Raw genomic sequence first — 26,282 nt, 5'->3', positions numbered from 1 at the left:
GTTGCCGTTGTTGCTCTTGGGCGGGGCCTTGGCGGCCCTGTCCCTTGGCGTCCTGCCGTTGTCGCTGGCGTCTCGGCTGGCCCTGGTGGTGGTGGTGGGTCTGCTGCAGTGCGGCTGGGCTCGCCGGAAGCGCTGGTCCCTCTTCCAGCTGTTGGCCTGGCTACTGGCCCTGCTGTTGCTCGGTGGTTGGGGCTGGCTGGGACGGCCCCAGCCCTCCGCCACGGATCCGGTTCAGCGGATTCCGCCCCACCAGCAGTCGCTGCGCATTCAGCTGGACGCGCGGCTGCTGCAGGATCCGCGGGCGATCGGCGCGGCCTGTCAGGCCCTAGCGGAAGTGCCCCTGGGACGGGTTCGCCTGCGCTTCCGCGACTGCCCGGAGCTGCAGCAGGGCTGGCGGGTGCAGCTGGAGGGGCGTCTCAGGAGGCTGCGCCACGGGCCGCACCCCCTGCTGCCTGGCGCGGCGGAACGGCTCCCTAGCAAAGGCGTCTGGAGTGAGATCGAGGTCGAGCGCTGGAGCCTGATCGCCCGGCCGCCGACACCGATGGCGGATGTCCGCCGGCACATCGCCGCGGAGCTGCGCCTTGCCGGTGGGGAGGAACCCGGCGGGCTGCTGGCCGCGCTGGTCTTGGGGCAGGCGATGGTGCCGTTGCCGGCCGCGCTGCGAGATGCCTTTCGGGCGGCGGGCCTTTCCCATGCCCTGGCCGCCAGCGGCTTTCACTTGAGCGTGCTGCTGGGTGCGGTGCTGCTGTTGACTCGCCGCGCTCCAGCCCTGATCCGCTGGCCGGCCGCCTTTGGCGCGATGGGGCTCTTTGGATTGCTGGCAGGTGCCCAGGCGTCGGTGGTCCGCGCCCTCTTGATGGGAGCCCTGGCGTTTGTGCTCAAGGAGCGTGGCCGCCGCTCCCGTCCCTTGGCGGTGCTGCTGCTCTGCCTGCTCCTGATGCTGCTGCTGCGCCCCAGCTGGCTGTTGGATGTCGGCTTTCAGCTGAGCGCGGCCGCTACGGGTGGCTTGATCCTCTCGGCCGGGCCCCTGGAGGCGCGCCTGCAGCGCTGGCTCCCCCTCTGGGCCGCGGCGGCGATGGCGGTGCCCCTCGCTGCATCGCTTTGGACCCTGCCGCTGCAGTTGCTGCACTTCGGTGTGGTGCCGAGTTACGCGGTCTTGTCCAATGTCCTGGCGGCGCCGCTGCTGACGCCGCTGACCTTGGGGGCGATGGCGATGGCCCTGACGGCGGTGCTGATGCCCCCCCCCTGCTCGGTCTGCTGGCGGCGGTCCTGGTGCCGCTGGCCCAGCTCCTCTTGGCATTGGTGGCGTTCATGGCGCGCTTGCCGCTGGCCCAGTTGCCAATCGGGCAGCTGGGGCTGCTCCTGGTGGTGCTTCTGCTGGCGGGGCTGCTGCCCTGGCTGCTTCCGGCCGGCCGCCGCTGGCGGCTGTTGGCTCTGCCCCTGCTGGCCCTCGCGGTGGGGTTGCGCTGCTGGCAGCAGAGCCGGGATGCACTGCTATTGGTGCGCCAGGCTCCCCGCCAGTGGCTGGTGCTCCGGCACCAGGGCCGGGCTGCGCTGGTGAGCCTGAAGGCGGACCCCAGCAGTTGCAGCCGCGCCGCGCAATTGGCCCAGGGTCTGGGGGTGGCCCGCTTCGATTGGTTGTTGTTGCTGGATCCGCTGCCCCAGGAGCCCAACTCCTGCTGGTCAGGCCTGGCCCATCCGACGGTCGATCAGCTCGTGCCGGGGCAGCAGCTGCAAAGTCCGGGGCTGGCCGTCCGTCGCCTCAGCACCGATAGCCGAGGCCTAGCGCTGCGGGCCGGGCGGCAGCGTTGGTGGGTGCTGCCCGATCGTCAGGCCTGGTGGAGTTGGCTGCGGCAGGGCCGCGGCGGCGACGCGGTCTGGCTGGGGTTTGTCCCCAGCGCCCGAGAGGTCCAGATCCTGCACGGGCGACGAGCCTGGTGGCCTACTGCCGGTTCCACCAGCGGATGGCACCAGAGCTGAGCTGGAGGCTTGATCCGTACACTGGCCGGGTCGCCTGGAGAGGTGGCTGAGTGGTCGAAAGCGAACGACTCGAAATCGTTTGAAGGGCAACCTTCCGTGGGTTCGAATCCCACCCTCTCCGTTGTTATTGATCAGCTGTGGAAGACCAGGACAAGCCCTTGGCTGACCTGGTGAAATTCCCGTTCTTCGCGGCTGAGATCGAGGCCCACCTCGAGCCCCTCTTTCAGGGCGTTGTCGTAGGGCGGTGGTGTGGGCGCTTGACCGGCGGTCCAGAGCGCCGCGATGCCGACGGAGGTGGCGTGCCAGCTAAAGCAATCGGTTGTGCCAATGGAGGGAGTCTTCAGCTCGTCTTCCAGCAGCTCGCGGATGGCCATGGCTCGGACACAGTCCTCTCAGGATTCAGAGTTCGTCGTCTGAGGGCAATCAGCTGAGAGGTTTCGTGACCTGACGGGCAATCAAACTTCAAAGGAACGCCCTTAGGCTGCGGTCCATGCTTCCTGGAATCGGGCCGATCGCCCTGGTGCACGAGTGGTTCACCCCCCGGTCGGTCGGGGGCTCTGAACTGGTGGTCCAGGAGTTGGATGCCCTCCTGCAGCAGCCCCAGCTCTTTGCCCTGGTGGATGGGGAGAGCCGTCGCCGCGGCAGTTGGCTGGCGGGTCGCTCGATCACGAGCTCCTTTGTACAGCGCCTGCCCTTTGGCGTGAGCCATGTCCAGCAGTACCTGCCGCTGCTGCCGATGGCGATCGAGCAGCTTGATCTGGCGGGCTACCCCCTGGTGATCAGCAGCAGCCACCTGGTGGCCAAGGGGGTGTTGACCGGCCCTGATCAGTGCCATCTGAGCTATGTCCACACCCCCGTGCGTTACGCCTGGGACCAGATGCATGCCTACCTGCGCCAGTCGGCTCTGGCCCGGCGCGGCTTCGGTCCCTTGATTCGCGCGCAGCTGCATCAACTGCGCCAATGGGATGTGCTGAGCGGCCAGCGTCCGGATCAGTTGCTGGCGAATTCCCGCTTCACGGCTTCACGCATCCGCCGCTACTGGGGCCGGGAGTCCACCGTCGTGCACCCCCCGGTTGACGTCGATCGCTTCCGTTGGGACCAGCCCCGCGATGACGTCTACCTCTGCCTCTGCCGGCTGGTGCCCTACAAGCGGGTCGATCTCGTCGTGGAGGCCTTCAACCGCACCGGTCTGCCCTTGGTGGTGATTGGTGATGGCCCTGAGCGGGCGCGGTTGCAGGCCATGGCCGGTCCCAATGTTCGGCTGCTGGGTCGCCTTCCCCAGGACGATGTCAACGCCTGGTTGAGCCGATGCCGCGCCTACGTCTACGCGGGGCTTGAGGACTTCGGGATTGCCCCCGTGGAGGCGATGGCCGCCGGGGCTCCGGTGATTGCCTTGGGCCAGGGCGGATTGCTGGACACCGTGCGCTGCATCCAACGGGGCGATCGCCAGCCCACCGGCCTGCTCTTCCCGGATCAAGAGGTCAGCTCCCTGGTGGCCGCCTTGGAGATCTTTGAGCAGCAGCGGCTCTGGCAGCAACTCCCCGCCGAACGTCTGCGGCAATGGGCGGAAGGCTTCAGCCCCGAGCGTTTCCGCGCCCGCATGGAGGCGGTGATTGAGCACAGCTGGAGCCGGCACCAACGGGCCCGTCAGGAGCGCGGCCGCGCCTTGCCTGTGCCTATGGCTTGAGTGACCGCATTGGGGTGTCGCCTCGAACGGCCGACTTCTTTAATGACAGCTGGAACCTGCCCGATCCCCGCGCCGTTTGTCCGCCGTTGACTCGATTCCCGCTGAATCCACGGCCAGTTCCTGGCTGAGGGCTCAATCCAAGCGTGGACGCATCGTCAAGCGCGTCGGAGACATCAGCTTTTCCCTGTTGGTGCTGAGCCTGGGCTCGCCGTTGCTGCTGCTGCTGGCCCTCGTGGTCAAGCTGAGCTCCAAGGGGTCCGTCTTCTATTGCCAGCGCCGCATCGGCCGCGGCTACCGGGGCTTTGGCTGCCTGAAGTTCCGCACGATGCGTAAAGACGCCGATCGTGTCTTGGCTGCCGTTCTGGCCTCCGACCCGGTGCTGCGGGCTGAGTTTGAGCGGGACTTCAAGCTGAAAAATGATCCGCGGATCACGCCGATTGGCCGTTTCCTGCGCCGCTCCAGCCTCGATGAGCTGCCGCAGTTCATCAACGTCCTCAAGGGCGAGATGAGCGTGGTGGGCCCCCGCCCGATCGTCTGGGATGAATTGGAGCGCTACGGCCGCACCATGGATGAGGTGCTTGCGGTCCGCCCTGGATTGACCGGCCTCTGGCAGGTCTCCGGCCGCAACAACCTGCCCTACGAGACCCGGGTCAAGCTCGATCTCTTCTACGCCCGCAACCGCAATTTTTGGTTGGACCTCGGCATCGTCCTGCGCACGATCGGTGTGGTGCTCCTACCGATGGACCGCGGCGCCTACTAACAGGGCCAGCAGCAACCAGAGGCCCTCAAGACGGCGACTCAACGCAAGAAGGTGTTCCACATCCTTTGGCTCGGGCAGCCGAGCACCAGCAGCCAGCAGCGGTTTGCTGGTCGTCTTGTCTGCGTAGCGATTGACGCCCCCCAGTTGAATCCCAAGGCATTGGGCATAGATCGCCTGGGAGACCCCCGCGTTGGGTGATGGATCGGGCTTGCCCTCCAGCAGGGCCCGCCGCGCCAAGGACAAGACCCGCCGGGCGGTACGGAGCTGTACGAGAGGCAGGCTGAGGGTGACGAGCCGGCAGGGCAACCAGACCAGCAGGTCATCGAGCTTGGCCCCGGCGGTCCCCAGCCACCGCAGGGTCCCCCGGCGGTAGCCGAGCATCGAATCGAGGGTGCTCGCCGCCTTGAATCCCCAGGCGAGGGCCAACGGGCCTGGCCCGCCGTACGGCCAGAGCGCCGCTCCGATCAGCATCCAGAACAGTGGCGCGAAGAGCCCATCGACGGCGTTCTCGCTGGCGGTCTCTGCGGCGGCCCGCAGGATCTCTTGGCGGTTCAACGCCCGAGTGTCGCGGCCAACGATCCAGCTCAAGGCTTGGCGCGCCGGATCCAGTTCGCTGGTGTTGGTGAGGGCCTCGAGGACGGCTTGCACCGCCTGCTCCAGGCTGCGTCCGGCCAGGGCGCTGGCCAGGGTGACCAACAGCAGTGCTGCTCCGATCGGCCAGGGCCACTCCCGGCTGCGTTGCTCCAGCCACCAGCCGAAGCCACCGCTCCCCAGTACCAACAACAGGGTGATCCCGCCCCCCGCCAGCCGCAGGCCGAGGGGGGAGTCGCCGCAGCAGCGCTCCGCCAGCCGCAGCAGCTGCGTAATCCACCAGCCCATCACCACGACCGGGTGCAGGCACCAGCGCGGGTCGCCAATCCAGCGATCGAGTCCGGCGGCAGCCAGCACCAACAAAAAGGGGTGGATCCCCGTGAAGGAATCCACCCCGCCTGGAAGCATCAAGGCCTGAATCAGGCGGCCTTCAGCCAGGAGAACATCGAACGCAGCCCCTTGCCGACTTGCTCGATCGGGTGCTGGCTGTCGCGGTCGCGGATCTTCTGCATCTCAGGCTTACCGGCTTCGCATTCGGCCACGAAGTTGCGGGCGAAGGTGCCGTCCTGGATGTCGCCCAGGATGCGCTTCATTTCGGCCTTGGTCTCGGCCGTGATCAGGCGAGGGCCGCTGACGTAGTCCCCGTACTCGGCGGTGTTGGAGATGGAGTCCCGCATGGCGGTCAGGCCGCCCTTGACCATCAGGTCAACGATCAGCTTCACCTCGTGCAGGCACTCGAAGTAGGCCAGCTCGGGCTGGTAGCCGGCTTCCACGAGGGTCTCGAAACCAGCCTTGACCAGCTCGGAGAGACCGCCGCAGAGCACGGCCTGCTCACCGAAGAGGTCGGTCTCGGTCTCTTCCTTGAAATTGGTCTCCAGGATGCCGGCGCGGGTGCCGCCGACGCCCTTAGCGTAGGCCATGGCCAGGCCACGGGCGTTGCCGGAGGCGTCCTGGTGGATGGCGAACAGGGCAGGAACGCCCTGGCCGTTCTGGTACTCCCAGCGGACGGTGTGACCGGGGCCCTTGGGGGCGATCATCACGACGTCGACGTCGGCGGGGGGCTTGATCAGCTCGAAGCGGACGTTGAAGCCGTGGGCAAAGCTCAGGACCTTGCCGGCGCTGAGGTGGGGGGCGATTTCAGCGTCGTAGACGGCCTTCTGGGTCTCATCGGGCAGCAGCACCATGATCCAGTCCGCCTTGGCGGAGGCGTCAGCCACGCTGAGCACTTCCAGGCCATCGGCCTTGGCCTTCTCGGCGGAGCGGCTGCCTTCGTAGAGGCCCACCACCACGTTCACACCGCTGTCCTTCAGGTTCAGGGCGTGGGCGTGGCCTTGGGAGCCGTAGCCAATGATGGCCACCGTTTTGCCGTTCAGCAGGCTGAGATCGGCGTCGGTGTCGTAGTACAGCTTGGCCATCAGGGGCTCGGTTCAGCGCTAAGCAAGGGTCGAGCTTACGAAAGCGCCGGTCAGCTCCCTCAGGCTTCGCTGGGGTGGGCGATCACTCGGTCGATCAGGCCGTAGTTCATGGCCTCCTCGGCGCTCATGAAGTAGTCCCGGTCGGTGTCCTTCTCGATCTTCTCGACCGGTTGGCCGGTCATGCCCGCCATGTTGTTGTTGAGCATGTCCTTCATGCGGAGGATTTCCCGCGCTTCGATCTCAATGTCACTGGCCTGGCGTTGGCTGGTGCCGCCCAGGGGTTGGTGAATCATGATTCGGCTGTGGGGCAGGGCCAGGCGTTTGCCCTTGGTGCCGGCGCCCAGCAGGAAGGCGCCCATCGAGGCGGCCAGGCCGACGCAGATGGTCACCACGTCGCTCTTGATGTACTGGATCGTGTCGTAGATCGCGAGCCCCGCGGTCACCGAGCCACCGGGGGAGTTGATGTACAGGTAGATCGGCTTGCTGTTGTCCTCGGAGTCGAGGTACAGCATCTGGGCTACCAGGCTGTTGGCAATGGCGTCGTTGACCTCAGAGCCGAGGAAGAGGATGCGCTCGACGCCGAGGCGGGTGTAGATGTCGACCCAGCGCTCGTACTGGCTGCCGGGGAGGCGGTAAGGAACGCTCGGAGTACCGATGGGCATGGCTGGTCGGGTGCGTGAAGGACGGGGATAGAGGGATCAGCCGATGCCGCCGGGCACGGTTGAGGGGAGGTCTTTTTGGCTCGTCAGGACCCGGTCAATCAGTCCGAAGTCCACCGCTTGCTCGGCAGTCAGGTAGGTCATCCGATCGGAGGCCTTGGAGAGCTCTTCGGGGCTCTTGCCGGTGTTGGCCGCGAGCATCTCGAGCATGGTGCGCTTGTTGTGCAGCACCTCCTGGGCCCGGATTTGGATGTCGCTGGCCTGGCCGCGGGCACCGCTGCGGGGCTGGTGCAGCACGATCGAGGCGTGGGGCAGGGCCGCGCGGTGGCCCTTGGTGCCGGCGCTGAGGATCATCGCCGCGGTTCCCATGGCCTGGCCGATACAGATGGTGTGCACCGGGGGCTTCACGTAGCGGATGGTGTCCGCGATGGCGAAGGCTTCGGTCTCAAAGCCGATGGCATCACCCGAGTACCAGCTGGTGCCGGTGGAGTTGATGTAGAAGAAGATCGGCTTATCCGGGTTGTCGAACTCCAAATAGAGGAGTTGGGCAATGATCAACTCGGTGACGTCGATGCCCATCTGACGCTTGGCATCGTCATCGCTGAACAGGGGCAAACCCAGGTAGACGATCCGCTCCTTCAGCAACAGGGAGGGAAGGTCAGGCGGTGGGGTGCGCATCACGGCTGAATCGCCGTAGTAGGGGGCTGACACCGACATCCGCGGATCCACTGCTTGCATGAAGCCGGAGCCTAGCGGGGGTTGGCGGGGTCCTGATCGCCTTTGCCGCCGCGTTTTCCGCTGGCCTTGCCGCGATTGCGTGCGTTGCTACCGCTTCCCTTCGGTGGAGTCGGACCCGAGCTCTCTTTTCCCTCCCAGCCATCGCGCTTGGCGAAGACCATCCGCCCAGTGGGGGTCTGCAGGGCGCCAGTCACGGTGACCTGGAGGCGCTCGCCGCTCAGTCCGTGGCCGCCATCGACGACCACCATCGTTCCGTCCTCGAGGTAGCCCACACCCTGGTGGGATTCCTTGCCGTCGCGGACCACCTTGATGCTGAGTTCATCGCCTGGCTGCACCTCGGGGCGCAGCGCGATGACCAGCTCGCTGAGGTTCATCACCTTCAGCTCCTGGACTTCGCCGACCTTGGCGAGGTTGTAATCAGCCGTGAGCAGGGTGCCGCCGGTGTCCGCCGTGAGCTTGAGCAGCTTGTCGTCGACCCCATTGCCCTCGTAGCGGGTGGTGTTGACCACCAGGCGCCGGCCGTAGCGCTCGCGGAGGTTGCTCAGAAGCTTGAGGCCGCGGCGCCCCTTGCCGCGCTTCTCGGTGTTTGAGGAGTCCGCCAGGGTCTGTAGCTCATCGATGACCGACTGGGCGACGATCACCTGTCCTTCCAGCAGTCCTGACTCGAGCAGGCCGCGGATGCGGCCATCGATGATCACGCTCGTGTCGAGGATCTTGGCGCTGGCGGGCATCAGGACCCCATCGGCCACCAGGAGGGCTTCGGTGCTGTTGGGGTTGAACAACCGCAGCAGGGTGCGGCCATGGACCTCGGCGAGGTTGTAGCCCGAGACGCCAAAGAAGACGTTCGCGGCAATGGCCGCCAGGGGCTTCACCAGCACCAGCTCCCAGGGAAGCGAGAGGAACAAGATCGGCGAGATCAGCAGGTTGGCCACGAGCAGGCCCAGGATCAAGCCGACGGCCCGGCTCACCAGCAGATCGGTGGGCATCGTGCGCACCTGCTCCATCAGCCGGCGCCGCAGCCGCTGAAAGACAACCCCTGCCAGGAGGCCCGCCAGGGCGCCGCCGCCGCCGAGGATCCAGCTCAGCTGCTCCAGGTTCTGGATGCGGATTAACTGTTGTTCGGGCAGCAGATCGACTCCGAGCCAGCCTGCGGCGGCTCCGGAGACCACGAACAGCACCAGGATGAGGGTGTCCACCATGGCGGGTGCTGTGTCTGCCAGTCGCTCGAAAGCAGCATGCCCTATTGCGGCGGGTTTGGCCCAGGGAGGTAACCGGCCGATGGAGCCCAGGCCGCCCCGAAGCGCCTACCTGCACATCCCCTTCTGCCACAGGCGTTGTTTCTATTGCGACTTCCCCGTGGTGCCGCTGGGGGACCGCGCCGGTGGAGCGGCCGGGCAATCCGGCAGCCGCTCGATTGAGGCCTACCTGGAGCTGATCACGGCGGAGATCAAGGCCTCACCCCCCGGGCCGCCGCTCTCCACGGTCTATGTGGGGGGCGGCACTCCCTCGATGCTCACGGCCGCGCAACTCCAGGCTCTGCTCCGCAGCCTGAGGAAGCGCTTCGGCTTCGCGCCCGGTGCCGAGATCAGCCTGGAGCTTGATCCCGCCAGCTTTGATCAGGCCCGCCTGCAGGGCTATCTCCAGGCGGGGGTCAACCGCGTCAGCCTCGGCGGCCAGAGTTTTGATGACGCGGTGCTGGAGCGTCTGGGCCGCCGGCATCGCCGCGCGGATCTGCTCGAGGCGGCCACCTGGCTGCAGGCGGCGCGGGCTCAGGGACAGCTCGTGAGTTGGAGCCTGGATCTGATCCAGGGACTCCCGGGGGCCACCGCCGAACAGTGGCAGCAGCAGTTGGACCAGGCCCTCGCCCTCGATCCACCCCATCTCTCGGTTTATGACCTGATCGTGGAACCGGGGACGGTCTTTGAGCGGTGGGAGTCCAGCGGGCAACTCCCCTTGCCGGAGGAGGACCTCTCCGCCGATTTGATGGAGCTGACCGCCGTCACCCTGGCGGCTGCGGGTTTTGGCCACTACGAGATCTCTAACTATGCCCAGCCGGGCCACGCCTCACGCCACAACCGCGTCTATTGGAGCGGCGCCGGTTGGTGGGGGTTTGGCCTGGGGGCGACCGCCGCGCCGTGGGGCGTACGGCAGGCCCGGCCCCGTACCCGGGAGGCCTATGCCACCTGGTTGCAACGGGAGCGGGAGGAGACCCCCGTTCCCCAGCCCATGCCCATCGATGAGCGGGTGATGGTCGGTCTGCGCCGGCGGGAGGGTGTTCAGCTCGCGCCGCTCTTGGTTGGTTTGGATCAGGCGGAGCTGGAGCGCCGCTGGCAGCCCTACCTCCAGCACGGCCTGCTGCAGCGCGAGGGCAGCCGCTGGCGCCTCAGTGATCCAGAGGGCTTGGCTCTGAGTAACGCGGTTCTGCGGGAGTGGCTGGCGTGGTGGTCGGATCAGGTTGAAGCGCCGCCACCCAGCCCCTGAGGGCATCAACACAGAGCTCGCGGCCCTTGAGCAGGGGCGGGCAGAAGGGCGGTTGCTTGGTCGTCAGTCCCAGCAGGTCGGCGGTGACGCGCACTTGACCGTCGCACTGCTCACCGGCGCCGATGCCAATGACCGGGATCGTCAGCTCCTGGCTCAGGGCCCCGGCCAAGGCCGCGGGCACATGCTCGAGCACCAGCGAGAAGCAGCCGGCGGCTTGCAGGTCCCGGGCGCAGCGTTTGAGCCGTTCTTGGCTGATGGGGTCATTGGCCTGGCGGCGATAACCCAGGCGATGCACCGACTGGGGGGTGAGCCCCAGGTGCCCCATCACGGGGATGCCAGAACGCACGAGGCGGTCGACCACCGCCAAGGTCTCCGGTTCCCCGCCCTCCAGCTTCACGGCGGAGGCGGGGCTGTTCTTCAGCACCTGCCCGGCGGCGGCCACGGCTTGGTCCACGCCGCACTGGTAGCTGAGGAACGGCAAGTCCGTGATGATCAGCGGCTGCTGATTGCTGGGGCGCTGCAGCCCACGGCCCACGGCCCGGGTGTGCATCACCATTTCCTCCAGGGTGACTGGAAGCGTGGTGGCATGTCCCAGCACCACCATGGCCAGGGAATCGCCCACCAGGATCGCGTCCGCGCCGGCGTCCTCCACGAGGGCCGCGGAGAGGGCATCCCAGGCGGTCAGCACGGCGATGGGCCGGCCCTCCTGCTTGCACGTGAGCAGATCAGCAGGTCGCACCTGGCGATCACCGGACGGATGGGGCTCATTGCTAGCATCCGACCGACTCGGACCCATGCGGCCCGGACGCCCAAATCTGGTCAGGACCGGAAGGGAGCAGCCACACGGGATGCTCTTGGCAGGCGTGGATTCCGGGTCACCCCAATCCAGCGACAAAAAAAGGGGCCCACTGGGCCCCTTTTTGCTGCGTTGAGCGCTGGGCTCAGTTGTTGTTCTGGCGGTTGAGCAGGAAGGAGGGGATCGCCGCGCCGGGTAGATCACCTTCACCGCTATCGCCGGCGACAAAGCTGTTCAAGGGCCGCTCGGGGCGATAGGCGCCGCCGCCTTCGAAGCCCGTGGCGATCACCGTCACGTGGATCTCGCCTTCCAGCTTCTCGTCCACCACGGCACCAACAATGATGTTGGCCTCGGGGTCGACCACGTCGTAGATCACCTCGGAGGCGGTGGTCATGTCCTCGAGGGTCATGTCCTTGCCGCCGCTGATGTTGATCACGCAGCCCTTGGCTCCGTCGATCCGGGCCGACTCGAGCAGCGGGCTGTTGATGGCTGCCTGGGCGGCTTCGCTGGCGCGGGAGCGGCCGGAGCCCACACCCAGACCCAGCAGCGCCGTGCCGGCATCGTTCATGACCGAGCGGACATCGGCGAAGTCGACGTTGACCAGGCCGGGCTTGGTGATGATGTCGGTGATGCCCTTGACGCCCATGCGCAGGACGTCGTCAGCGGCGCGGAAGGCATCCTGCAGCGGGGCGCCAGCGATGGCTTCCCGCAGGCGATCGTTCGGGATCACGATCAGGGTGTCCACGTGCTCGGAGAGGCGGGCAATGCCCTCCTCGGCCTGACGCATGCGGCGGCGACCTTCGAAGCCAAACGGTTTGGTGACGATGCCCACGGTCAGGGCGCCGCACTCCTTGGCGACTTCGGCCACGACCGGTGCTGCACCGGTGCCGGTGCCGCCGCCCATGCCAGCGGCGATGAAGACCAGATCCGCACCCTGGAGGGTCTGGGCCAGGTCCGTGCGGGACTCTTCAGCGGCTTTCTGACCGATGGCGGGGTTCCCGCCGGCCCCCAGGCCACGGGTCAGCTTCTGACCGAGCTGGACCCGCTGCTTCGCTGCGGATTGCAGGAGGGCCTGCGCATCGGTATTCAGTACGCGATATCCAACACCTTCGAGATCCGAGAGGATCATGCGGCCCACGGCATTGCTGCCGCCGCCGCCCACGCCGATCACCTCGATCCGTGCGGACTGACTAGGCACGATCCCCGCCGAGCCATTGCTGGTGACGGCACTGAGGCCCTCGGGTGCGATCTCCATAGCAGGTGCAGTGCCGTTGGTGCTTCGCTGCATTATGTCGTTGATCCTGCCGATCACAGGCTTAGATCGACATACCTTTGCTGGCCAAGGGCTTTCGCGCAACGCCCTGTCACCGTTTACGGGTTTTGCCTAGGGGTTGCGGGCCGTGACCTTGGTGGGCGCTGCTTTGGGTTTGGCTTTTGCCGGTAGACCCAGTTCGGGTTGATCTGGATCGCTGAGATCAATCGATTGCAGCTTCAGGTTGCGGATCTGCCCGGGGAGCTCGGCGGAGAGGTGGCGCAGCACATCGAGGCGCTTCGCCAACTTGTCGTCCGTGGGGCCGAGGTGGATGTCGCCCAGGGCCGCGGTCCGAAGCCAAAGGCTGCCGTTGGCCTCAAAACGCACCTGCAGCAAGGGGCTGCCGAGGGCGTCCCGCTCCGCCAGGACTTGAGCCAGGGCTGGCCGCAGTCGGTCCTGCCAACCCAGGACGAGCACCGTGGGTGCGGTGGCCGGGGCGCCGGCCAGTTGTTGACGCCGGGTCATCCAGTTGCCTAGTCGATCGACGTAGCCCATCTCGAAGCCCTTGCGGCTGCGGCGTTGGGCCTGGGCGACGGCTTCCCGATCCACCAGGGAGATCTGCAGCCGAGGGGGGAGCATCAGCCGATTGATCTGGACCTGTTCGACCGGCAGGCCCGCCGAGAGGCGTTGGGCCAGCTGCTTGGGCTGGAGCGTCAGCAGGGGCAGCGGCACTTGCAGGTTGCCCTCACGGATGACCTGGGCCCGGCTGACCTGGCGGCTCCCCAGCACTTCGATCTGATCGGGATCGCGAACGACCCAACCCTGTTTGAGCAGCCCCCATCCCAGGGCCCCAGCGCTTCCCGCCAGGACGGCAATGCGCCAGATCTGCTTCCAACGCTCTTGCCGGCGTTCTTGCCTGAGTTGGCGTCTGCGCTCGAGGGCCTGGCCGGAGCGCGAGGAGGCCGTGCTCACAATTCGCAGCGGGAGCGCGACATCAGCTGATCCCGCCAGCGGCGGGCGCGCTCAGCGTCGGCAAAGGGAACATCGGCCTGTTGACCGTTCCCCATCAGCCGTAACCGGCAAGCCCCCTGGGCTTCCTCCGTCAGGGGCGCCTCGCCGGAGCCCAGGGCCAGCAAATCGACCTGATCGAGTCCTTTGACTTCAAAGCATCCCTTCTCGTTGAGCTTTCCGGACTCAAAGACGCACCAGGCAACGGTGCCGTCGATCAGACGGGCGCCGCCGCCGTCGTCGAGCTTGGAGAGTTCAGCCCCTTCCGCCCAAGCTCGAAAGAGGTTCTGGCGGCGTCGCTCCAGCCAGCCGAGGGCGGTGATCAGGGGAAAGATCACCAGCAGGGGGAGCCAGATCAGACCGTGACTCATGCCGCTTCGGTCCTCCTGGCGTGGCTGGGCTGGGCCGATTCTTGCGCTAACTGCACCAATTCGTTCACCAACTCCTCAAGCGGTAACCCGGTCTTGGCCCAGAGCATCGGGTACATGCTCTGGCTCGTGAAGCCGGGCAGGGTGTTGATCTCGTTCAGCCAGAGCGATCCGCTGCTCTCCTCATAGAAGAAGTCCACCCGGGCGAGCCCCGACGCACCGACCGCTCGGCAGGCGGCGATGGCCATGGTCCGTGCCCGCTCACTCAGGGCCTCGGACACCTCGGCGGGGATGACGGTGTGGCTTTTGCCGTCGCTGTATTTGGTTTCGTAGTCGTACCAGTCAGCGTCAAAGCAGATCTCGCCGAGCACCGAGGCGCGCATCTGTTGGCAGCCGAGGACGGCGCATTCCAGTTCGCGGGCTTGGATGCCTTGCTCCACCACCATCCGGGGATCGTGCTGGGCGGCGAGGGCGAGTCCCTGGAGCAGCTCAGCGCGGTTGCTGGCCTTGCTGATGCCGACCGAGGAGCCCAGGTTGGCGGGCTTGATGAAGCAGGGGTACCCCAGTTGGCTCTCCAGGCGTTGGGCGAGGGTTTCGGGCTCAGCTTCGAGCTCGCTGGCATCCACGCAGGCGTAGGGCACTTGGGGCAGGCCGGCGGCGGCAAAGGCGGCCTTCATGGCCTGTTTGTCCATCCCCACCGCGGACCCCAGGACCCCTGAACCGACGAAGGGCACCTGCATCAGGCTGAACAGCCCCTGGATGGTTCCGTCTTCGCCATTGGGGCCGTGGAGTACGGGCACCCAGAGCTCCATGTCGAGGGCGCCTTCGGGGAAGCCTTGAAACCCCTGTCTCAGCGGGGCTGCCGGTAGTTCGCTGCGCTCGGCGGGGGTGCCTTTGGCCAGGACCGCGTCGGCGACCGCCGGCGGCCACCAGTGCCCCCACTGGTCGATGTAAAAGCAATCGACTTGGTAGCGCTGGGCATTAGCTCCTGAACGCAGGGCCGCGGCGACGGTGTTGGCCGAGCGAATCGAGACGGCGTGCTCGCCAGAAACACCCCCAAACACCAAACCCAACTTGATGGCTTCGGAGCTCATAGGGGCGTCAGATCAGGGGCCAAACGTATCAGTGATTCAGCCCTTAGCCAGCGTCAGGACAGGGCTACTCCGCTGAGGGAGAACGCCCGGACCTCCTCGATGCGCACATCCACCAGATCGCCGGCTTGCCATTGGCCTCCACCGGCGCGGGCCGCGGGGAAGAAGGTCAGCCGGTTCGTGCGGGTTCGCCCCATCACCTGATCGGCCTGTTTCGGGTTCACCCCCTCCACCAGCACTTGCTCGGTGCGGCCGGCGTAGCGGGCGCTGCGCTCCTTGGCCTTGCGCTCCACCAGGGCGTTGATCTCCTGGAGCCGTTGCACTTTGACCTCTTCGCTCAACTGGTTGGGCCAGTCGGCCGCGGGGGTGTTGGGCCGTGGGGAATACGCGGCGGTGTTGACCTGGTCGAAGCCGATCTCATCGATCAGATCCAGCGTGCGCCGGTACTGCGCGTCCGTTTCTCCAGGGAAGGCAACGATCACATCGGCGCTGATCGAGGCGTCGGGCATGCGATCGCGGATGCGGTCGATGATGCGGCGGTAACGCTCCACGGTGTAGCCCCGGGCCATCGCCTTGAGGACATCGTCGTCGCCGCTCTGGAAGGGGACGTGGAAGTGCTCGCAGACCTTGGGTAGGTCGGCGCAGGCGTCGATCAGCCGTTCCGTGAAGTAGCGGGGGTGGCTGGTGGCGAAGCGGATGCGCTCAATCCCCTCCACGTCATGGACGAACTGGAGGAGATCGGTGAGGGTGTGCTGCCGGCGCCCCTCCGGGGTGATTCCGGGCAGGTCACGGCCGTAGGCATCAATGTTTTGCCCCAGCAGGGTGATCTCCTTGAAGCCTTGGGCGGCCAGGCCCTCCATCTCCAGCTTGATCGCCTCGGGCAAGCGCGATTGCTCCTTGCCGCGCACCGAGGGAACGACGCAGTAGGTGCAGCGCTCGTTGCAGCCGTAAATCACGTTGACCCAGCCGCAGATGCTGCTGTCCCGGCGGGCGGTGGTGATGTCCTCAAGGATGTGGTGCTCTTCGGTGGCCACCACCTGCTGGCCCTGCTCCACCTGGTTCAGCAGAACATCGAGGCGATTGGCGTGCTGGGGCCCCATCACTAGGTCCAGTTCGGGCACCCGGCGCAGCAGTGATTCCCCTTCCTGTTGGGCGACGCAACCGGCAACCACCAGGGTGAGGTTGGGGTTGGTGCGCTTGCGCTGGGCTTGGCGCCCTAGATAGCTGTAGACCTTCTGCTCAGCGTTATCGCGGATCGTGCAGGTGTTGTAGAGGACCAGATCGGCCTCGAGTTCAGCCGTGGCCTCGCTGTAGCCCATGGATTCGAGGATCCCGGCCATGCGCTCGGAATCCGCCTTGTTCATCTGGCAGCCGAAGGTCGTGATCCAGTAGCTGCCCCGTCCCGTTGTGGCTTGGGGAGCGCTCAGTTGTGTCGCCGTCATGCCACCAGTTTCCGGTATGGGCGGCGCGCCACTGTGATCCGTGCCAGCTTGAAGGGGCCGTTGAGTCCCGATGCGCCTCCGTCTGAGCCGTTTTCGCCTCAGCAAAGCGGTGCCCTTGGCCATTAGCCGCGGCACGACCTCTGCTGTCGAGCACCTGCTGCTGGAGCTGGAGCAGGACGGCATCACGGGCCGGGGGGAGACCGGTGGCTTCGATACGGGGCACCGGCACTACGCGACCGACGCCATTGCCGCCGAGCTCGAGGCCCTGGCGCCACGGCTGGAGTCTCTCGGGCCCCAACCCCGTCAGGCCCTGGAGCCCCTCCTGGCTGGGCTCAGCCCCCCGGCCCGATGCGGTTTGGATCTGGCGCTGCACGACTGGTGGGGACAGCGGCTCGGGCAACCCCTGCATCGGCTTTGGGGCTTGGATCCCGCGGCCTGTGTGGCCACCAGCGTCACCCTCGGACTGGGATCGCTGGCGTCGGTGCTGGCGCGGCTGGAGCGTTGGCGGCAGCTCTTGCCGGCCACACGGGTGAAGTTGAAGCTGGGCTCCCCCGATGGTTTGGCCCACGACCGGCAGCTCGTGGAGGGGGTGAGGGCGGCCCTGCATCCCGGCGATGAGCTGCAGATTGATGCCAATGGCGGTTGGGACCTCGCGGGTGCGCGCCAAATGATTCCGTGGTTGGCCGATCAGGGGGTGGTGCTGGTGGAGCAGCCCCTACCGCCCCTGGCGGATCGGGAGGCGGATCGGGCTGGCTTTGCGGCGTTGCATCGCTTGGCGCCCATTCCCCTGGTGGCTGATGAGAGTTGCTGGGACTTGAACGATTTGCTGCGGCTGGCTCCCCATGTCGATGGCATCAACATCAAGTTGGTGAAATCCGGCGGGCTGAGCGAGGGACTGCTCATGGCGCGTACCGCCCATCGCTTGGGCTTGAAGGTGATGCTCGGTTGCTATTCCGATGGCGGCTTGCTCAACAGCGGCGCCGCCCAACTGCTGCCTTTGGTGCACTGGCCGGACCTCGACAGCCACCTCAACCTGGTGGATGACCCCTTCTCGGGGCCGGATCGCCAGGGGGATCGACTGGCACCAGCGGACCGCCCGGGCCTGGGCGTCCAGGAGGTGGGCTGATGCTGTCGGCTCAGCGTCCGGTGGTGCTGCTGCAGCACGGCGGTCTGGACAACCTTTCGGGCAAAACCGGCCTGGCGATGCTGCGCTATCGCTCCGGGCCGATCGTCGCGGTGATTGACCCGGCCCATGCCGGCGCGTCGCTGGAGGCGGTCACGGGCATTCAGCGCTCCGTTCCTGTGGTGGCTGATTTGGAGGCGGCCTTGGCCTGTGGCCCCGAGGTGGCGGTGGTGGGCTTGGCCCCCTCCGGTGGACGGCTGCCGCTGGAGATGCGCCGCGATGTGGTCCACGCCCTGCAGGCGGGATTGAGCCTGGCCAGTGGTTTGCACAGCCGTCTGGCGGATGACCCGGAGTTCGCGGCCGTCGCTTTGGCTCCTGGGCAGTGGATTTGGGATCTGCGCCATGAGCCCCCCGAGCTGGATGTGGCGACGGCCCGTTCGGCGGCGCTGCCCTGCCGGCGGGTGCTGGCGGTCGGCTCCGACATGGCCGTCGGCAAGATGAGCGCCTGCCTGGAGCTGCAGCGCGAGGGGCAGCGGCAGGGCCGCGATGTGCGCTTTGTCGGCACCGGTCAGGCCGGGATCTTGATCAGTGGTCATGGCGTGGCCTTGGACGCGGTGCGCGTCGACTACGCCGCCGGTGCGGTGGAAGCGGCAGTGCTGATGGCTGCCGAGGGCGCCACGGCGGAGACCTTGGTGCTGGTGGAAGGGCAGGGCTCCCTCTGCCATCCCGGTTCGACGGCCACCCTGCCCCTGATGCGCGGCAGCCAACCGACGGCCCTGCTCTTGGTGCACCGCGCCGGCCAGACCCATGTGCGCACCCGTCCGGGTGCCGTGCCGGTGGCGATTCCGCCGCTCCCCGAGGTGATCGCGGCCAATGAGGCCCTGGCGGCCCTGGCCCGCCCCGACGGACAGCATCCCAAGGTCCGGGCGATCTGCCTGAACACCGCGCTGTTGACCGCGGAGCAGGCGGAGAAGGAGCGCGCGTCTTTGCAAGCGCTTACAGGTCTGCACGTGTGGGATCCGGTGCGCCACGGCAGCTCTGGGCTCCTGGCGGCCCTGGATTGACGCTGCGATTTGCTCCAAATAGGGCGAATTCCCTGACCCTCAGAGAGAATCAGGGGATTCTGGAAGGGGCGAGCGAGGGGACTTGAACCCCCGAATGCCGGGACCACAACCCGGTGCCTTAACCACTTGGCTACGCCCGCCAGGGCGCGTAGATCCTACCAATGCAACGGCTCTCAATCGATGGCTGCTTCTTCGGATGATGGGCGTTGGACCTGGGCCGCGGCGGCCGGTGTGGCCGTGGTGGCGTTGGCGGTGACCAATCCTGGGACGGATGACTTCGAGGCCTTCGCGGGGGACCAATTGGTGCGCGCCGCCTCCCGAGAGCTGTGCGGCTCTGGATCCCTTCCCCTGATCGCGCGCCTGGTGATTCAGGACTGCCCCCAGCTGGTGGCCAGTCAGCGCAAGGTGTTGGGGCAATTGGCGGCGGCCTCCAGCCACCGCTACAACGCCGGGCTGTTCAGCGTCTACACGACCGAACTGGGTGGTCAGACCCTGTTGCCGGGACTGACGATCCCCCGCTATCGCGCGGTTACCTTGGGGGGGGCGGGGCAGCTCTTGGTGGTTCAGAGTTCGGAGGAAGCGGCGCCGGGTTTGGCGCAGCGTTGATCGCATTCGGAATGGATCGAGGCCTCGAGCAGCGGCTGCAGTGTTTGGTGCCGCGGGCCCTGCTGGATCCCGAGCGCACCGATCTCCCCTGCGGCGATGCCCAGGGACTATTACCGGTTGAGTTGCGGTGGCAGGGCGAGCAGCTCAGCGCCATCGAGCCCTGCGGCGGCTCAGGCTTGCCCTTGGCGCTGACGCCATTGGTGGACCCCCATGTCCACCTCGATAAGGCCTTCAGTTGGCCGGAGTTCCCCAACTACAGCGGCCGGATGCAGGCTGCCCTGGCCTTGAATCTCGAGGAAGGGCAAAGCCGTACGGCTGAGCAGGCGCTGCAGCGCGGTGAGCGGGCCCTGGAGCGGGCCTGGCGCTACGGCCTGCGGGGTTTGCGCAGTCATATCGATAGCGGTGGTCCCTGCGCTGAGCCCAGCTGGCAGGCCCTGCTCGAGCTGCAGCAGCGCTGGGCAGGCCGAATTGAGCTCCAACTGGTCGCCCTCGCGCCGCTGTCTCAGTGGCTCTCCAGTGAGGGCTCGGCCTTGGCGCGGCGGGTGGCCGCCGCGGGTGGATTGCTGGGCGGAGTTCTGGGTCCCCCCTTCCCCAGCAGCGGGCGCGATGGGGCGGACCTCGACGCCCTGCTGCAGTTGGCCGGGGAGCTGGGCTGCGGCATTGACCTGCACATCGATGAGTCCTCCGAGGCCCCCGCCGCCGGTGTTCAGCTGTTGGTGCAGAGGCTGGAGCGCTTTCACCCGGGGGTGCCGATCACCTGCAGCCACGCCAGCAGCATGGGGCTGTTGAAGGCCGCCCAGGCCAGGCCTTTGGCCCAGCGGTTGCAGCGCTTGGGGGTGGCGGTGGTGGCTTTGCCCACTACGAATTTCTGGTTGCTGGGCCGTGAGCAGAGCGTCAGCTCGGGTTTCCGTCCCCTGGCCCCCCTGCGCTTGCTGCAACAGGAGGGGGTCGCGGTGGCCCTGGGGGCCGACAACGTCCAGGACCCCTGGTACCCCGGCGGTGATTTCGACCCGCTCGACTTGTTGCGTCTGAGTTTCCGTGCCACCCACACCCCCCCCTGGGAGCGCCAAGGGTTGATGCCATTCACGACGACCCCGGCGCGGCTCTTGGGCTTGGCCTGGGATGGGGTGTTGCGGGTCGGTGGACCGGCGGATCTGCTGTTAACCAGCGCCGGCAGTTGGGCTGAATTCCTGGCCCATTCCCCGCAGCGCCGGGTGTTGCGCCAGGGGCGTTGGCTGCCGCTGCCTGATCAAGCCCATCCCGATGTCCGGCTTGCCAACGTGGTATGATGCAGATCACGACTGACCTGCCGGGCGCCCTGCCCCCAGGTCTCCCTGACCCCGCAACGGCCGCCCAGCTCGAGGCGCTGGCCTTGGATCTAAGGGCCGCTGGCTTGCCCTTGCTGCGAAGTAGGGGGGAGCTGGAAAGCCTGGCGGCCGATGGCTTTGTATACTCGCCCGTGCTTCAGCCGCTGCTCTGTGGCCTGCGCGCCCAGATCGGCGTTCGCGTGACCTCAGCCGCAGAGGTGCTGCAGGTGGCGGCGGCCTGCGGCCGCCATCGGGTCAGCCTGACGGTGCGGGGCGCGGCAACCGGGAATTACGGCCAATGCATCCCCTTGGCCGGTGGCTTGCTGCTGGAGACCAGTGGCCTGAACCGGCTGCGGGAGGTGGATGCCAGCTCGGGCGTGTTTACCGCTGAACCTGGGATCGTTCTGGCGGAGTTGGATCGCCAGTTGCTCTCCCATGGCCGCGAGCAACGCTTGCTGCCGAGCACGGTGCGCACCGCCAGCCTGGGCGGCTACGTGGCCGGTGGATCCGGCGGGATTGGCTCGCTGCGCTGGGGATTCCTGCGGGACCCCGGGCATCTGCTCGGGGTCGAGATGGTGACGGTCGAGCCCGAGCCGCGGCTGCTGCAGCTGGATGCCCGGGCTGCGCGTCCCCTCAACCACGCCTATGGGACCAATGGGATTTTCACGGCCTTGACGATGGCCTCCGCCCCGGCGGTGGCCTGGCGGCAGTGGGTGCTGGAGTTTGAGGACTGGTCGGCTGCCCTGGCGGCGGCCCAGCAGCTGGCGGCCTCAGCACTGGAGCTGAAGGCCTTGTGTTTGCTGGAGGCCGCCGTCGCTGCGCGCTTGCCCTGGCCCCAGGGGTGCCCAGCCGCCAGCGGCGCTGCCCATCGCGTTCTGCTTCTGGCGGCCCCGGATGCGACCCCGGCCCTGGAGTCCTGGGTCCTGGAGCTGGGGGGGCGTCTTAGCTGGAGTGCACCCCAAGGGCAGAGTCGCGGCATTCCCCTGCGGGAGCTGACCTGGAACCACACGACCCTGCACGTGCGCAGCCAGGAGCCGGGCTGGACCTATTTGCAGTTGCTCTTGCCCCAGCCGGAGGCCCCCGCGTTGGAGGCCCTGCGGCAGCGCTGGGGCGAGGACCTGCTTTGGCACCTTGAGGCGGTCCGCAGCCAGGGCCGGCAGCGCTTCGCCTGTCTCCCCTTGGTGCGCTGGCGGGGTGCTTCGGCCCTGCAGGAGCTAATCGATCAGGCCCGCGACCTGGGCTGTTTGCTGTTCAACCCCCACGTCATCAGCGTTGAGGACGGGGGGCTTGGGGTGGTGGATGCCGATCAGGTGGAGGCCAAACGGGCCTACGACCCAGCTGGGTTGATGAACCCGGGCAAGTTGCGGGGCTGGATCTAGCAGCCGAGGCTGGCCCGGGTGTTGACGCCGGTGGTCGGGTTGGTGCCGCTGGCGCTGATGCAGAGGCTGCGCTGGTCGGCACGGTCCAGCAGGGCATCGCTGAAGTCGGCGTTCTCGACCTGGGCGCCGGTGAAGGTGCTGCCGGAGGCGATCACGCCCACGAGGACGGCATTGCGCAGGTCGGTGCCGCTCATGTCGGTGCGATCCAGCAGCACATCGGAGAGGTCCGCGCTGTTGAAGTTGGCGTCTGGGAAGGCCCCCTGGGTCAAGATCGCGCCGTGGAGATCAGCCCCGCTGAAGTCAGCGGCTTTGCCGACGGCCCCAGCGAAGGAGGTGTTGGCCAGTTGCTGGCCGGAGAAGTCTTTGCCGCTCTGGTTGGTGAGGGTGTAATCGACGGTGTCCTGGAATAGGGCGCGATCCTGCAGCCCCACGCCAGCGGAGGTGTCGAGGGCCAGGGTCAGGGCGGGTGCCGCCAGCAGGATCAGCACGGCCGACAGCCAGCTGAGAAGTCGGGTGCAGGTCATCGCGCGGATCGGGCCGGGGCTTCAGTCTGTCGGGTCGAGCAGCGGTAGGAGGGCTGCCACCAGATACAGGGAGCCGCAGGCCACCGGCAGACCCTCCGATTGCACGAGCCACTCCAGGTTCTCGTTTAGATCATCGGAGCCGGCTTCGATGCCGGGAAGCATTGGGGCGAGTTCCTCCGCACTCCAACTGGCGTGCTCGGGTAGGGCCACCACGAGCACCTGATCCCCGGGCTCCAGCAGGTGGCGCAGCAGATCGGGGGCGTCCTTGTGGCGCTGCATGCCGATCAGCCAGCGCCGCTGGGCGGGCTGGAGTTCCTGGCGGAGCGCGGCGGCGGCGGGGGGGTTGTGGGCTCCATCGATCAGCAGGGCCTGGCCGCGGAACTGGCGGCGCTCCAGGCGTCCTGGCCAGCGGGCCTGTTGGAGGCCGCGGCGGATGGCCGCCTCAGTGATGGGCCAGCCGGTCTCCTCGAGGGCTTCGGCGGCGGCGATGGCCACGGCGGCATTGCTGCGTTGCAGTGCGCCGTGCAACCCCAAGGCCGGTCCCCCCTCCGTGTCCTTGGCTACGGGGGCTCGCCAACGCAGATCGCACCCGTGCGCCGTGGCTTGGGCTTGGAGCACGGCGGTCACCTCCGGGGCCTGGGGGCCACTGACGGCGATGGCCCCGGGATGCATCACGGCCGCCTTCTCGTGGGCGATCGCCTCGAGGGTGGGGCCGAGGTGTTCGACGTGATCCAGGCCGATGTTGGCGAAGGCCAGCACGTTGCGGCGTGGGTGGACCGTGGTGGCATCGAGCCGCCCGCCGAGTCCCACTTCGAGGACGGCCAGGTCCACCTCCGCTTCCGCGAAGGCGACAAAGGCCGCGACGGTGATCAGCTCAAACGGGGTGAGGTCGTGACGCAGGGCCAGCGGTTGGAGCCGTTGCAGCAGGTCTTTGAGCGCGTCTTCGGCAATGGCTCCGTCCGGCAGCCGGATGCGCTCGCACCAGCTCAGGAGATGGGGGGAGGTGTAAAGCCCGCAGCGCAAGCCCGCGGCTGTGGCGATGCGCTCGACCATGGTGGCGATGGAGCCCTTGCCATTGGTCCCGGCCACCTGGACAGCCCTGAAGCGGCCTTCTGGGTGTCCCAGTTCCGCGAGAGCCGCGTCGATTCGCTTCAGGCCGAGGTCGACACCGCGGCGGCTGAAGGGAGCGATCAGCTCGCTGAAGGGGTCGGGGATGGACACGCCAGCAGGGCTTTCTCGAGTCGTTTGACCGCGAGGCGCAGATGCCGCGGTTGGATCGTCAGGGGGGGGACAAAGCGCACCACATCAGTGCCGGCGGGCACCAGCAGCAATCCGTTGTCCATGGCGGCTTTGACCACATCAATGGCCTTGGGACCGTCCGCCTGAAGGACGAGACCCTGCAGTAGACCCCAGCCGCGAACGCCCTTCACCAATTGGGGATGGCGCTGGGCGAGCTCGAGCAACTGCCGCTGCAGCAGCTGACCCATCGCTTCCGCATGGGCCGGCAGGTTGCGGCGTTGCAGCTCGCTGGCCACCGTGAGGCCGGCCCGGCAGGCCAGGGGGTTGCCGCCAAAGGTGCTGGCGTGTTCCCCGGGCTTGAGTTGATCCGCCTCGGCTTTGACGCAGAGGGCGCCGATGGGGAATCCACCGCCGAGCCCCTTGGCCAGGGTGAAGGCGTCGGGTTCAACCCCCAGCTTTTGGTAGCCCCAGAGCCGCCCGGTGCGGCCGACGCCGACCTGGACCTCGTCGAAGATCAGCAGGATCTTGTATTGATCGCAGAGGTCGCGCACCCGCTGGAAAAACGCCACATCGCCGGGATTGACACCCCCTTCGCCCTGGAGCGGCTCGAGCATGACCGCAGCAACCCGAGGACCGGCGGCCTCGCAGCGGTGCAGCAACGCCTCAAAGGCGGAGGTGTCGTTGTAGGGGAAGTAGCGGAACCCCTGCACCATGGGCTCGAACCCCTGGTGGTATTTCGGCTGCCCGGTCGCCGTGACGGCGGCCAGGGTGCGGCCGTGGAAGCTGGCCTGGGCCGTGAGGATCAGCGGGCCCCGCTCGTTGCTGGTGTCGATGCCCCGCACGACATGGCCGTGCTTGCGGGCGAGCTTGATGGCGGCTTCGTTGGCTTCCGCACCGGAGTTGCAGAAGAAGACGCTGTCCGCGCAGCTGTTGTCCCGAATCCAGCCCGCCAGTTGCTCCTGCTCAGGGATCCGATACAGGTTGGAGACGTGCTGCAGCTTGCGGAGCTGACGCTCGAGCGCCTTGCGCATCACGCGGCTGCTGTGGCCGAGGGTGCAAACCGCAATGCCGGCCACGGCATCGAGATAGCGGCGGCCTTGCTGGTCCCACACCCAGACCCCGCGGCCGCGGACCAATTCCAAGGGGAACCGGCCGTAGGTGTTCATCACCGCCGTCTCAGTCGGCGATGTGGTCGGTGGGGGAGAAATAGGAGCGGTGGGACTTGAACCCACATGCCCGAAGGCGCTCGATTTTGAGTCGAGTCCGTCTACCAATTCCGGCACGCTCCCGCGCTTGCGACTTTAGGGGTCAGCCGAGTCGGCGGATCGAGGCGCCGACCGCGTTCAGCTTGCCCTCGAAATCGGCATAGCCGCGATCGAGGTACTCCAGCCCTTGCACGGTCGTGATCCCATCGGCGACTAAGCCGGCGAGCACCATGGCGGCTGAAGCCCGCAGGTCGGAGCCCTGGACCGGTGCACCGCTCAGGCGCGGAACGCCCTCGATGAAGGCGGTGTTCCCCTGGGTGCGGATGGCTGCCCCCATGCGCTGGAGTTCGGCGACGTGTTGAAGCCGGTTCTCAAAGATGTTCTCGGTGACCACGCTGTTGCCGTTCGCCGTCGCCAACAGGCTCATGAAGGGAGCCTGCAGGTCCGTGGGGAATCCAGGGAAGGGTTGGGTGCGCAGATCGACCGCTTGGATCACGTCGGCGCTGAGGGTCACGTTCGTGCCATCAATCTCCAACTTGCAGCCCACCTCTTCGAGCTTGGTCAGCACGGCGCCGAGGTGATCGGTCACCACCGGGGCAATGGTGAGGCAGGAGCGGGTGATGGCGGCAGCCAGCAGGAAAGTGCCGGCTTCGATGCGGTCGGGAATGACGGCGTAGTCCGCGCCGTGCAACCGCTCGACGCCAACGATGGTGATGGTGGGGGTTCCGGCGCCCCGCACCTTGGCCCCCATGGCGAGCAGCAGTCCGGCGAGGTCCACGACCTCGGGTTCAAGGGCTGCGTTCTCAATGACGGTCTCACCCTCGGCGAGGGCGGCCGCCATCATCAAGGTCTCGGTGGCGCCCACGCTGGGGCAGTCCAGATGGATGCGGCCGCCGGTCAGGCGATGGCTGCGGCCGGGGACCACGGCGGAGACGACGCCGTGTTCAATCGTCACTTGGGCGCCGAGGGCTTTCAGGCCTTTGACGTGCTCCACCACCGGGCGGGTGCCGATCTGGCAGCCCCCGGGAAGGGGGACCCGCGCGATGCCCAGGCGTGCAAGAAGGGGGCCGATGCAGAAGAAGCTGGCCCGCAGGCTGTTGACCAGCTCGTAGGGCGGGGCGGACTGGCTTAGCCCGGAGCCGTCCATCTCCAGGGTGTCGCCGTCATGGCTGGTGGTGACGCCGAGGGAGGTCAAAATCTCGGCCATCCCACCGATGTCGGTGAGGGGCGGCACGTTGCGCAGGCGCAGCTGCTCGTTGGTGAGCAGGCTGGCCGCCATCAAGACCAGGGCAGAGTTCTTGGCACCACTGACGCGGAGCTCGCCGGAGAGGCGCCGACCGCCGGCGATTTCCAGTTGCGGGGTGAGAATCTGTTGAGACGGGACCAGCGTCGCGGTCATGGCTAAAGGCGTCCCGCCTGAGGGGCCTTATCCTGACAACAACGAATGAGACCGGCAAGACGGCCGGCATTCGAACTGGCTCGAAGCCGTTGCTGGCCTGGTTTGTCGCCGATTGCCCCCCTCTCCTGAAGGGGGACCCTGATGGGGTAAATTTCGCTGGTCGTCGTG

At 67.2% G+C, this 26,282-nt stretch carries 26 protein-coding genes, 3 tRNA genes and 1 other RNA gene; 12 read left to right on the top strand and 18 right to left on the bottom strand.

Annotated features, from left to right (window positions below; genetic code table 11):
• The first annotated feature begins 1 nt into the window (after position 1).
• The 3 genes from H0O22_RS06895 to H0O22_RS06890 all read left to right on the top strand — a co-directional run bounded on the left by H0O22_RS06895 (position 2) and on the right by H0O22_RS06890 (position 2,101).
• Positions 2-1,561, top strand: a complete 1,560-nt coding sequence (locus tag H0O22_RS06895; RefSeq protein ID WP_255439188.1) for a ComEC/Rec2 family competence protein — start codon at positions 2-4, stop codon at positions 1,559-1,561.
• Positions 1,501-1,980 carry a hypothetical protein gene (locus tag H0O22_RS13340; protein WP_255439186.1) on the top strand — a complete coding sequence of 160 codons (480 nt, stop codon included), beginning with the start codon at positions 1,501-1,503 and terminating at the stop codon, positions 1,978-1,980. The genes H0O22_RS06895 and H0O22_RS13340 overlap by 61 nt, the downstream gene beginning before the upstream one ends.
• Before the next feature lie 36 nt (positions 1,981-2,016).
• Positions 2,017-2,101: transfer RNA gene (locus H0O22_RS06890), tRNA-Ser, on the top strand.
• Positions 2,102-2,111: 10 nt separating this feature from the next.
• Here the strand turns inward: H0O22_RS06890 and H0O22_RS06885 are convergent.
• A complete protein-coding gene (locus tag H0O22_RS06885) occupies positions 2,112-2,354 on the bottom strand; it encodes a hypothetical protein (protein WP_185186007.1) in 243 nt (80 codons plus the stop codon).
• A 116-nt stretch (positions 2,355-2,470) separates the two neighbouring features.
• On the opposite strand from H0O22_RS06885, the gene H0O22_RS06880 reads away from it, so the two are divergent.
• Together H0O22_RS06880 and H0O22_RS06875 are read left to right on the top strand one after the other, a co-directional pair.
• Positions 2,471-3,667, top strand: a complete 1,197-nt coding sequence (locus H0O22_RS06880; RefSeq protein WP_185186006.1) for a glycosyltransferase — start codon at positions 2,471-2,473, stop codon at positions 3,665-3,667.
• Positions 3,668-3,743: 76 nt separating this feature from the next.
• Positions 3,744-4,427 carry a sugar transferase gene (locus H0O22_RS06875; RefSeq protein WP_185186005.1) on the top strand — a complete coding sequence of 228 codons (684 nt, stop codon included), beginning with the start codon at positions 3,744-3,746 and terminating at the stop codon, positions 4,425-4,427.
• On the opposite strand, the gene cbiB is transcribed toward H0O22_RS06875, so the two are convergent.
• Genes cbiB through H0O22_RS06850 form a run of 5 tightly spaced genes read right to left on the bottom strand, consistent with a single transcriptional unit; the run spans position 4,401 to position 9,029 of the window.
• Positions 4,401-5,426, bottom strand: a complete 1,026-nt coding sequence (gene cbiB / locus H0O22_RS06870; RefSeq protein WP_185186004.1) for an adenosylcobinamide-phosphate synthase CbiB — start codon at positions 5,424-5,426, stop codon at positions 4,401-4,403. The genes H0O22_RS06875 and cbiB overlap by 27 nt on opposite strands.
• Positions 5,427-5,437: 11 nt before the next feature.
• On the bottom strand, positions 5,438-6,433 hold the full coding sequence (gene ilvC / locus H0O22_RS06865; protein ID WP_185186003.1) for a ketol-acid reductoisomerase: 996 nt from the start codon (positions 6,431-6,433) through the stop codon (positions 5,438-5,440).
• Positions 6,434-6,492: 59 nt separating this feature from the next.
• A complete protein-coding gene (locus tag H0O22_RS06860; RefSeq protein WP_185186002.1) occupies positions 6,493-7,095 on the bottom strand; it encodes an ATP-dependent Clp protease proteolytic subunit in 603 nt (200 codons plus the stop codon).
• A gap of 36 nt (positions 7,096-7,131) precedes the next feature.
• Positions 7,132-7,809 carry an ATP-dependent Clp protease proteolytic subunit gene (locus H0O22_RS06855; RefSeq protein ID WP_185186001.1) on the bottom strand — a complete coding sequence of 226 codons (678 nt, stop codon included), beginning with the start codon at positions 7,807-7,809 and terminating at the stop codon, positions 7,132-7,134.
• A gap of 32 nt (positions 7,810-7,841) precedes the next feature.
• Positions 7,842-9,029, bottom strand: coding sequence for a PIN/TRAM domain-containing protein (locus H0O22_RS06850; protein ID WP_185186000.1), 1,188 nt, complete (start codon positions 9,027-9,029; stop codon positions 7,842-7,844).
• Between the two features lie 79 nt (positions 9,030-9,108).
• Here H0O22_RS06850 and hemW point away from each other — a divergent pair, with 79 nt between their 5' ends.
• On the top strand, positions 9,109-10,311 hold the full coding sequence (gene hemW, locus H0O22_RS06845; protein ID WP_255439572.1) for a radical SAM family heme chaperone HemW: 1,203 nt from the start codon (positions 9,109-9,111) through the stop codon (positions 10,309-10,311).
• Here hemW and panB read toward each other — a convergent pair.
• Complete coding sequence (gene panB, locus H0O22_RS06840) at positions 10,214-11,050, bottom strand: 3-methyl-2-oxobutanoate hydroxymethyltransferase (RefSeq protein WP_185188187.1); 837 nt, start codon at positions 11,048-11,050, stop codon at positions 10,214-10,216. The two genes, hemW and panB, sit on opposite strands and share 98 nt — an antisense overlap.
• 44 nt (positions 11,051-11,094) lie before the next feature.
• Here panB and ffs point away from each other — a divergent pair.
• Positions 11,095-11,191, top strand: an RNA gene (gene ffs / locus H0O22_RS06835) — signal recognition particle sRNA small type.
• Positions 11,192-11,252: 61 nt separating this feature from the next.
• Here the strand turns inward: ffs and ftsZ are convergent.
• From ftsZ to miaB, 5 genes are all read right to left on the bottom strand, one after another.
• Positions 11,253-12,395, bottom strand: a complete 1,143-nt coding sequence (gene ftsZ, locus H0O22_RS06830; RefSeq protein ID WP_029626421.1) for a cell division protein FtsZ — start codon at positions 12,393-12,395, stop codon at positions 11,253-11,255.
• A gap of 96 nt (positions 12,396-12,491) precedes the next feature.
• A complete protein-coding gene (locus tag H0O22_RS06825; RefSeq protein ID WP_185188186.1) occupies positions 12,492-13,331 on the bottom strand; it encodes a cell division protein FtsQ/DivIB in 840 nt (279 codons plus the stop codon).
• A complete protein-coding gene (locus tag H0O22_RS06820) occupies positions 13,328-13,738 on the bottom strand; it encodes a hypothetical protein (RefSeq protein WP_185188185.1) in 411 nt (136 codons plus the stop codon). Before H0O22_RS06820 ends, H0O22_RS06825 begins: the two co-directional genes overlap by 4 nt.
• Positions 13,735-14,829: a D-alanine--D-alanine ligase family protein gene (locus tag H0O22_RS06815; RefSeq protein ID WP_185188184.1), complete on the bottom strand. Its 1,095-nt coding sequence runs from the start codon at positions 14,827-14,829 to the stop codon at positions 13,735-13,737. The genes H0O22_RS06820 and H0O22_RS06815 overlap by 4 nt, the downstream gene beginning before the upstream one ends.
• Before the next feature lie 53 nt (positions 14,830-14,882).
• Entirely contained in the window at positions 14,883-16,268 is a 1,386-nt protein-coding gene (gene miaB / locus H0O22_RS06810; protein ID WP_185188183.1) for a tRNA (N6-isopentenyl adenosine(37)-C2)-methylthiotransferase MiaB, read from the bottom strand.
• 70 nt (positions 16,269-16,338) lie between these two features.
• On the opposite strand from miaB, the gene H0O22_RS06805 reads away from it, so the two are divergent.
• Together H0O22_RS06805 and H0O22_RS06800 are read left to right on the top strand one after the other, a co-directional pair.
• On the top strand, positions 16,339-17,394 hold the full coding sequence (locus H0O22_RS06805) for a dipeptide epimerase (RefSeq protein WP_185188182.1): 1,056 nt from the start codon (positions 16,339-16,341) through the stop codon (positions 17,392-17,394).
• Positions 17,394-18,455, top strand: coding sequence for a DUF1611 domain-containing protein (locus H0O22_RS06800; RefSeq protein WP_185188181.1), 1,062 nt, complete (start codon positions 17,394-17,396; stop codon positions 18,453-18,455). Before H0O22_RS06805 ends, H0O22_RS06800 begins: the two co-directional genes overlap by 1 nt.
• 67 nt (positions 18,456-18,522) lie before the next feature.
• On the opposite strand, the gene H0O22_RS06795 is transcribed toward H0O22_RS06800, so the two are convergent.
• Positions 18,523-18,595, bottom strand: a tRNA-His gene (locus H0O22_RS06795).
• Positions 18,596-18,635: 40 nt separating this feature from the next.
• On the opposite strand from H0O22_RS06795, the gene H0O22_RS06790 reads away from it, so the two are divergent.
• Genes H0O22_RS06790 through H0O22_RS06780 form a run of 3 tightly spaced genes read left to right on the top strand, consistent with a single transcriptional unit; the run spans position 18,636 to position 21,747 of the window.
• Positions 18,636-19,061, top strand: coding sequence for a DUF4359 domain-containing protein (locus H0O22_RS06790; protein ID WP_185188180.1), 426 nt, complete (start codon positions 18,636-18,638; stop codon positions 19,059-19,061).
• Positions 19,058-20,350: an amidohydrolase family protein gene (locus H0O22_RS06785; RefSeq protein ID WP_185188179.1), complete on the top strand. Its 1,293-nt coding sequence runs from the start codon at positions 19,058-19,060 to the stop codon at positions 20,348-20,350. Before H0O22_RS06790 ends, H0O22_RS06785 begins: the two co-directional genes overlap by 4 nt.
• A complete protein-coding gene (locus H0O22_RS06780) occupies positions 20,350-21,747 on the top strand; it encodes an FAD-binding oxidoreductase (protein WP_185188178.1) in 1,398 nt (465 codons plus the stop codon). The genes H0O22_RS06785 and H0O22_RS06780 overlap by 1 nt, the downstream gene beginning before the upstream one ends.
• Here H0O22_RS06780 and H0O22_RS06775 read toward each other — a convergent pair.
• The 5 genes from H0O22_RS06775 to murA form a co-directional block, all read right to left on the bottom strand.
• Positions 21,744-22,271, bottom strand: coding sequence for a pentapeptide repeat-containing protein (locus H0O22_RS06775; RefSeq protein ID WP_185188177.1), 528 nt, complete (start codon positions 22,269-22,271; stop codon positions 21,744-21,746). The two genes, H0O22_RS06780 and H0O22_RS06775, sit on opposite strands and share 4 nt — an antisense overlap.
• Positions 22,272-22,292: 21 nt before the next feature.
• Entirely contained in the window at positions 22,293-23,492 is a 1,200-nt protein-coding gene (locus H0O22_RS06770) for a folylpolyglutamate synthase/dihydrofolate synthase family protein (protein WP_185188176.1), read from the bottom strand.
• The gene (locus H0O22_RS06765) at positions 23,462-24,676 is read right to left on the bottom strand and encodes an aspartate aminotransferase family protein (RefSeq protein WP_185188175.1); all 1,215 of its coding nucleotides are present in this window, start codon (positions 24,674-24,676) and stop codon (positions 23,462-23,464) included. Before H0O22_RS06765 ends, H0O22_RS06770 begins: the two co-directional genes overlap by 31 nt.
• Positions 24,677-24,717: 41 nt before the next feature.
• Positions 24,718-24,799: transfer RNA gene (locus H0O22_RS06760), tRNA-Leu, on the bottom strand.
• Between the two features lie 19 nt (positions 24,800-24,818).
• Complete coding sequence (murA, locus tag H0O22_RS06755; protein WP_185188174.1) at positions 24,819-26,114, bottom strand: UDP-N-acetylglucosamine 1-carboxyvinyltransferase; 1,296 nt, start codon at positions 26,112-26,114, stop codon at positions 24,819-24,821.
• Positions 26,115-26,282: the final 168 nt, after the last annotated feature.

Origin of the sequence: Synechococcus sp. LTW-R (assembly GCF_014217875.1) — a bacterium.
Lineage (GTDB): Bacteria > Cyanobacteriota > Cyanobacteriia > PCC-6307 > Cyanobiaceae > Vulcanococcus.
The sequence above is the reverse complement of the archived record's forward strand: the minus strand, read 5'-3'. Positions and strand labels throughout refer to the sequence as shown.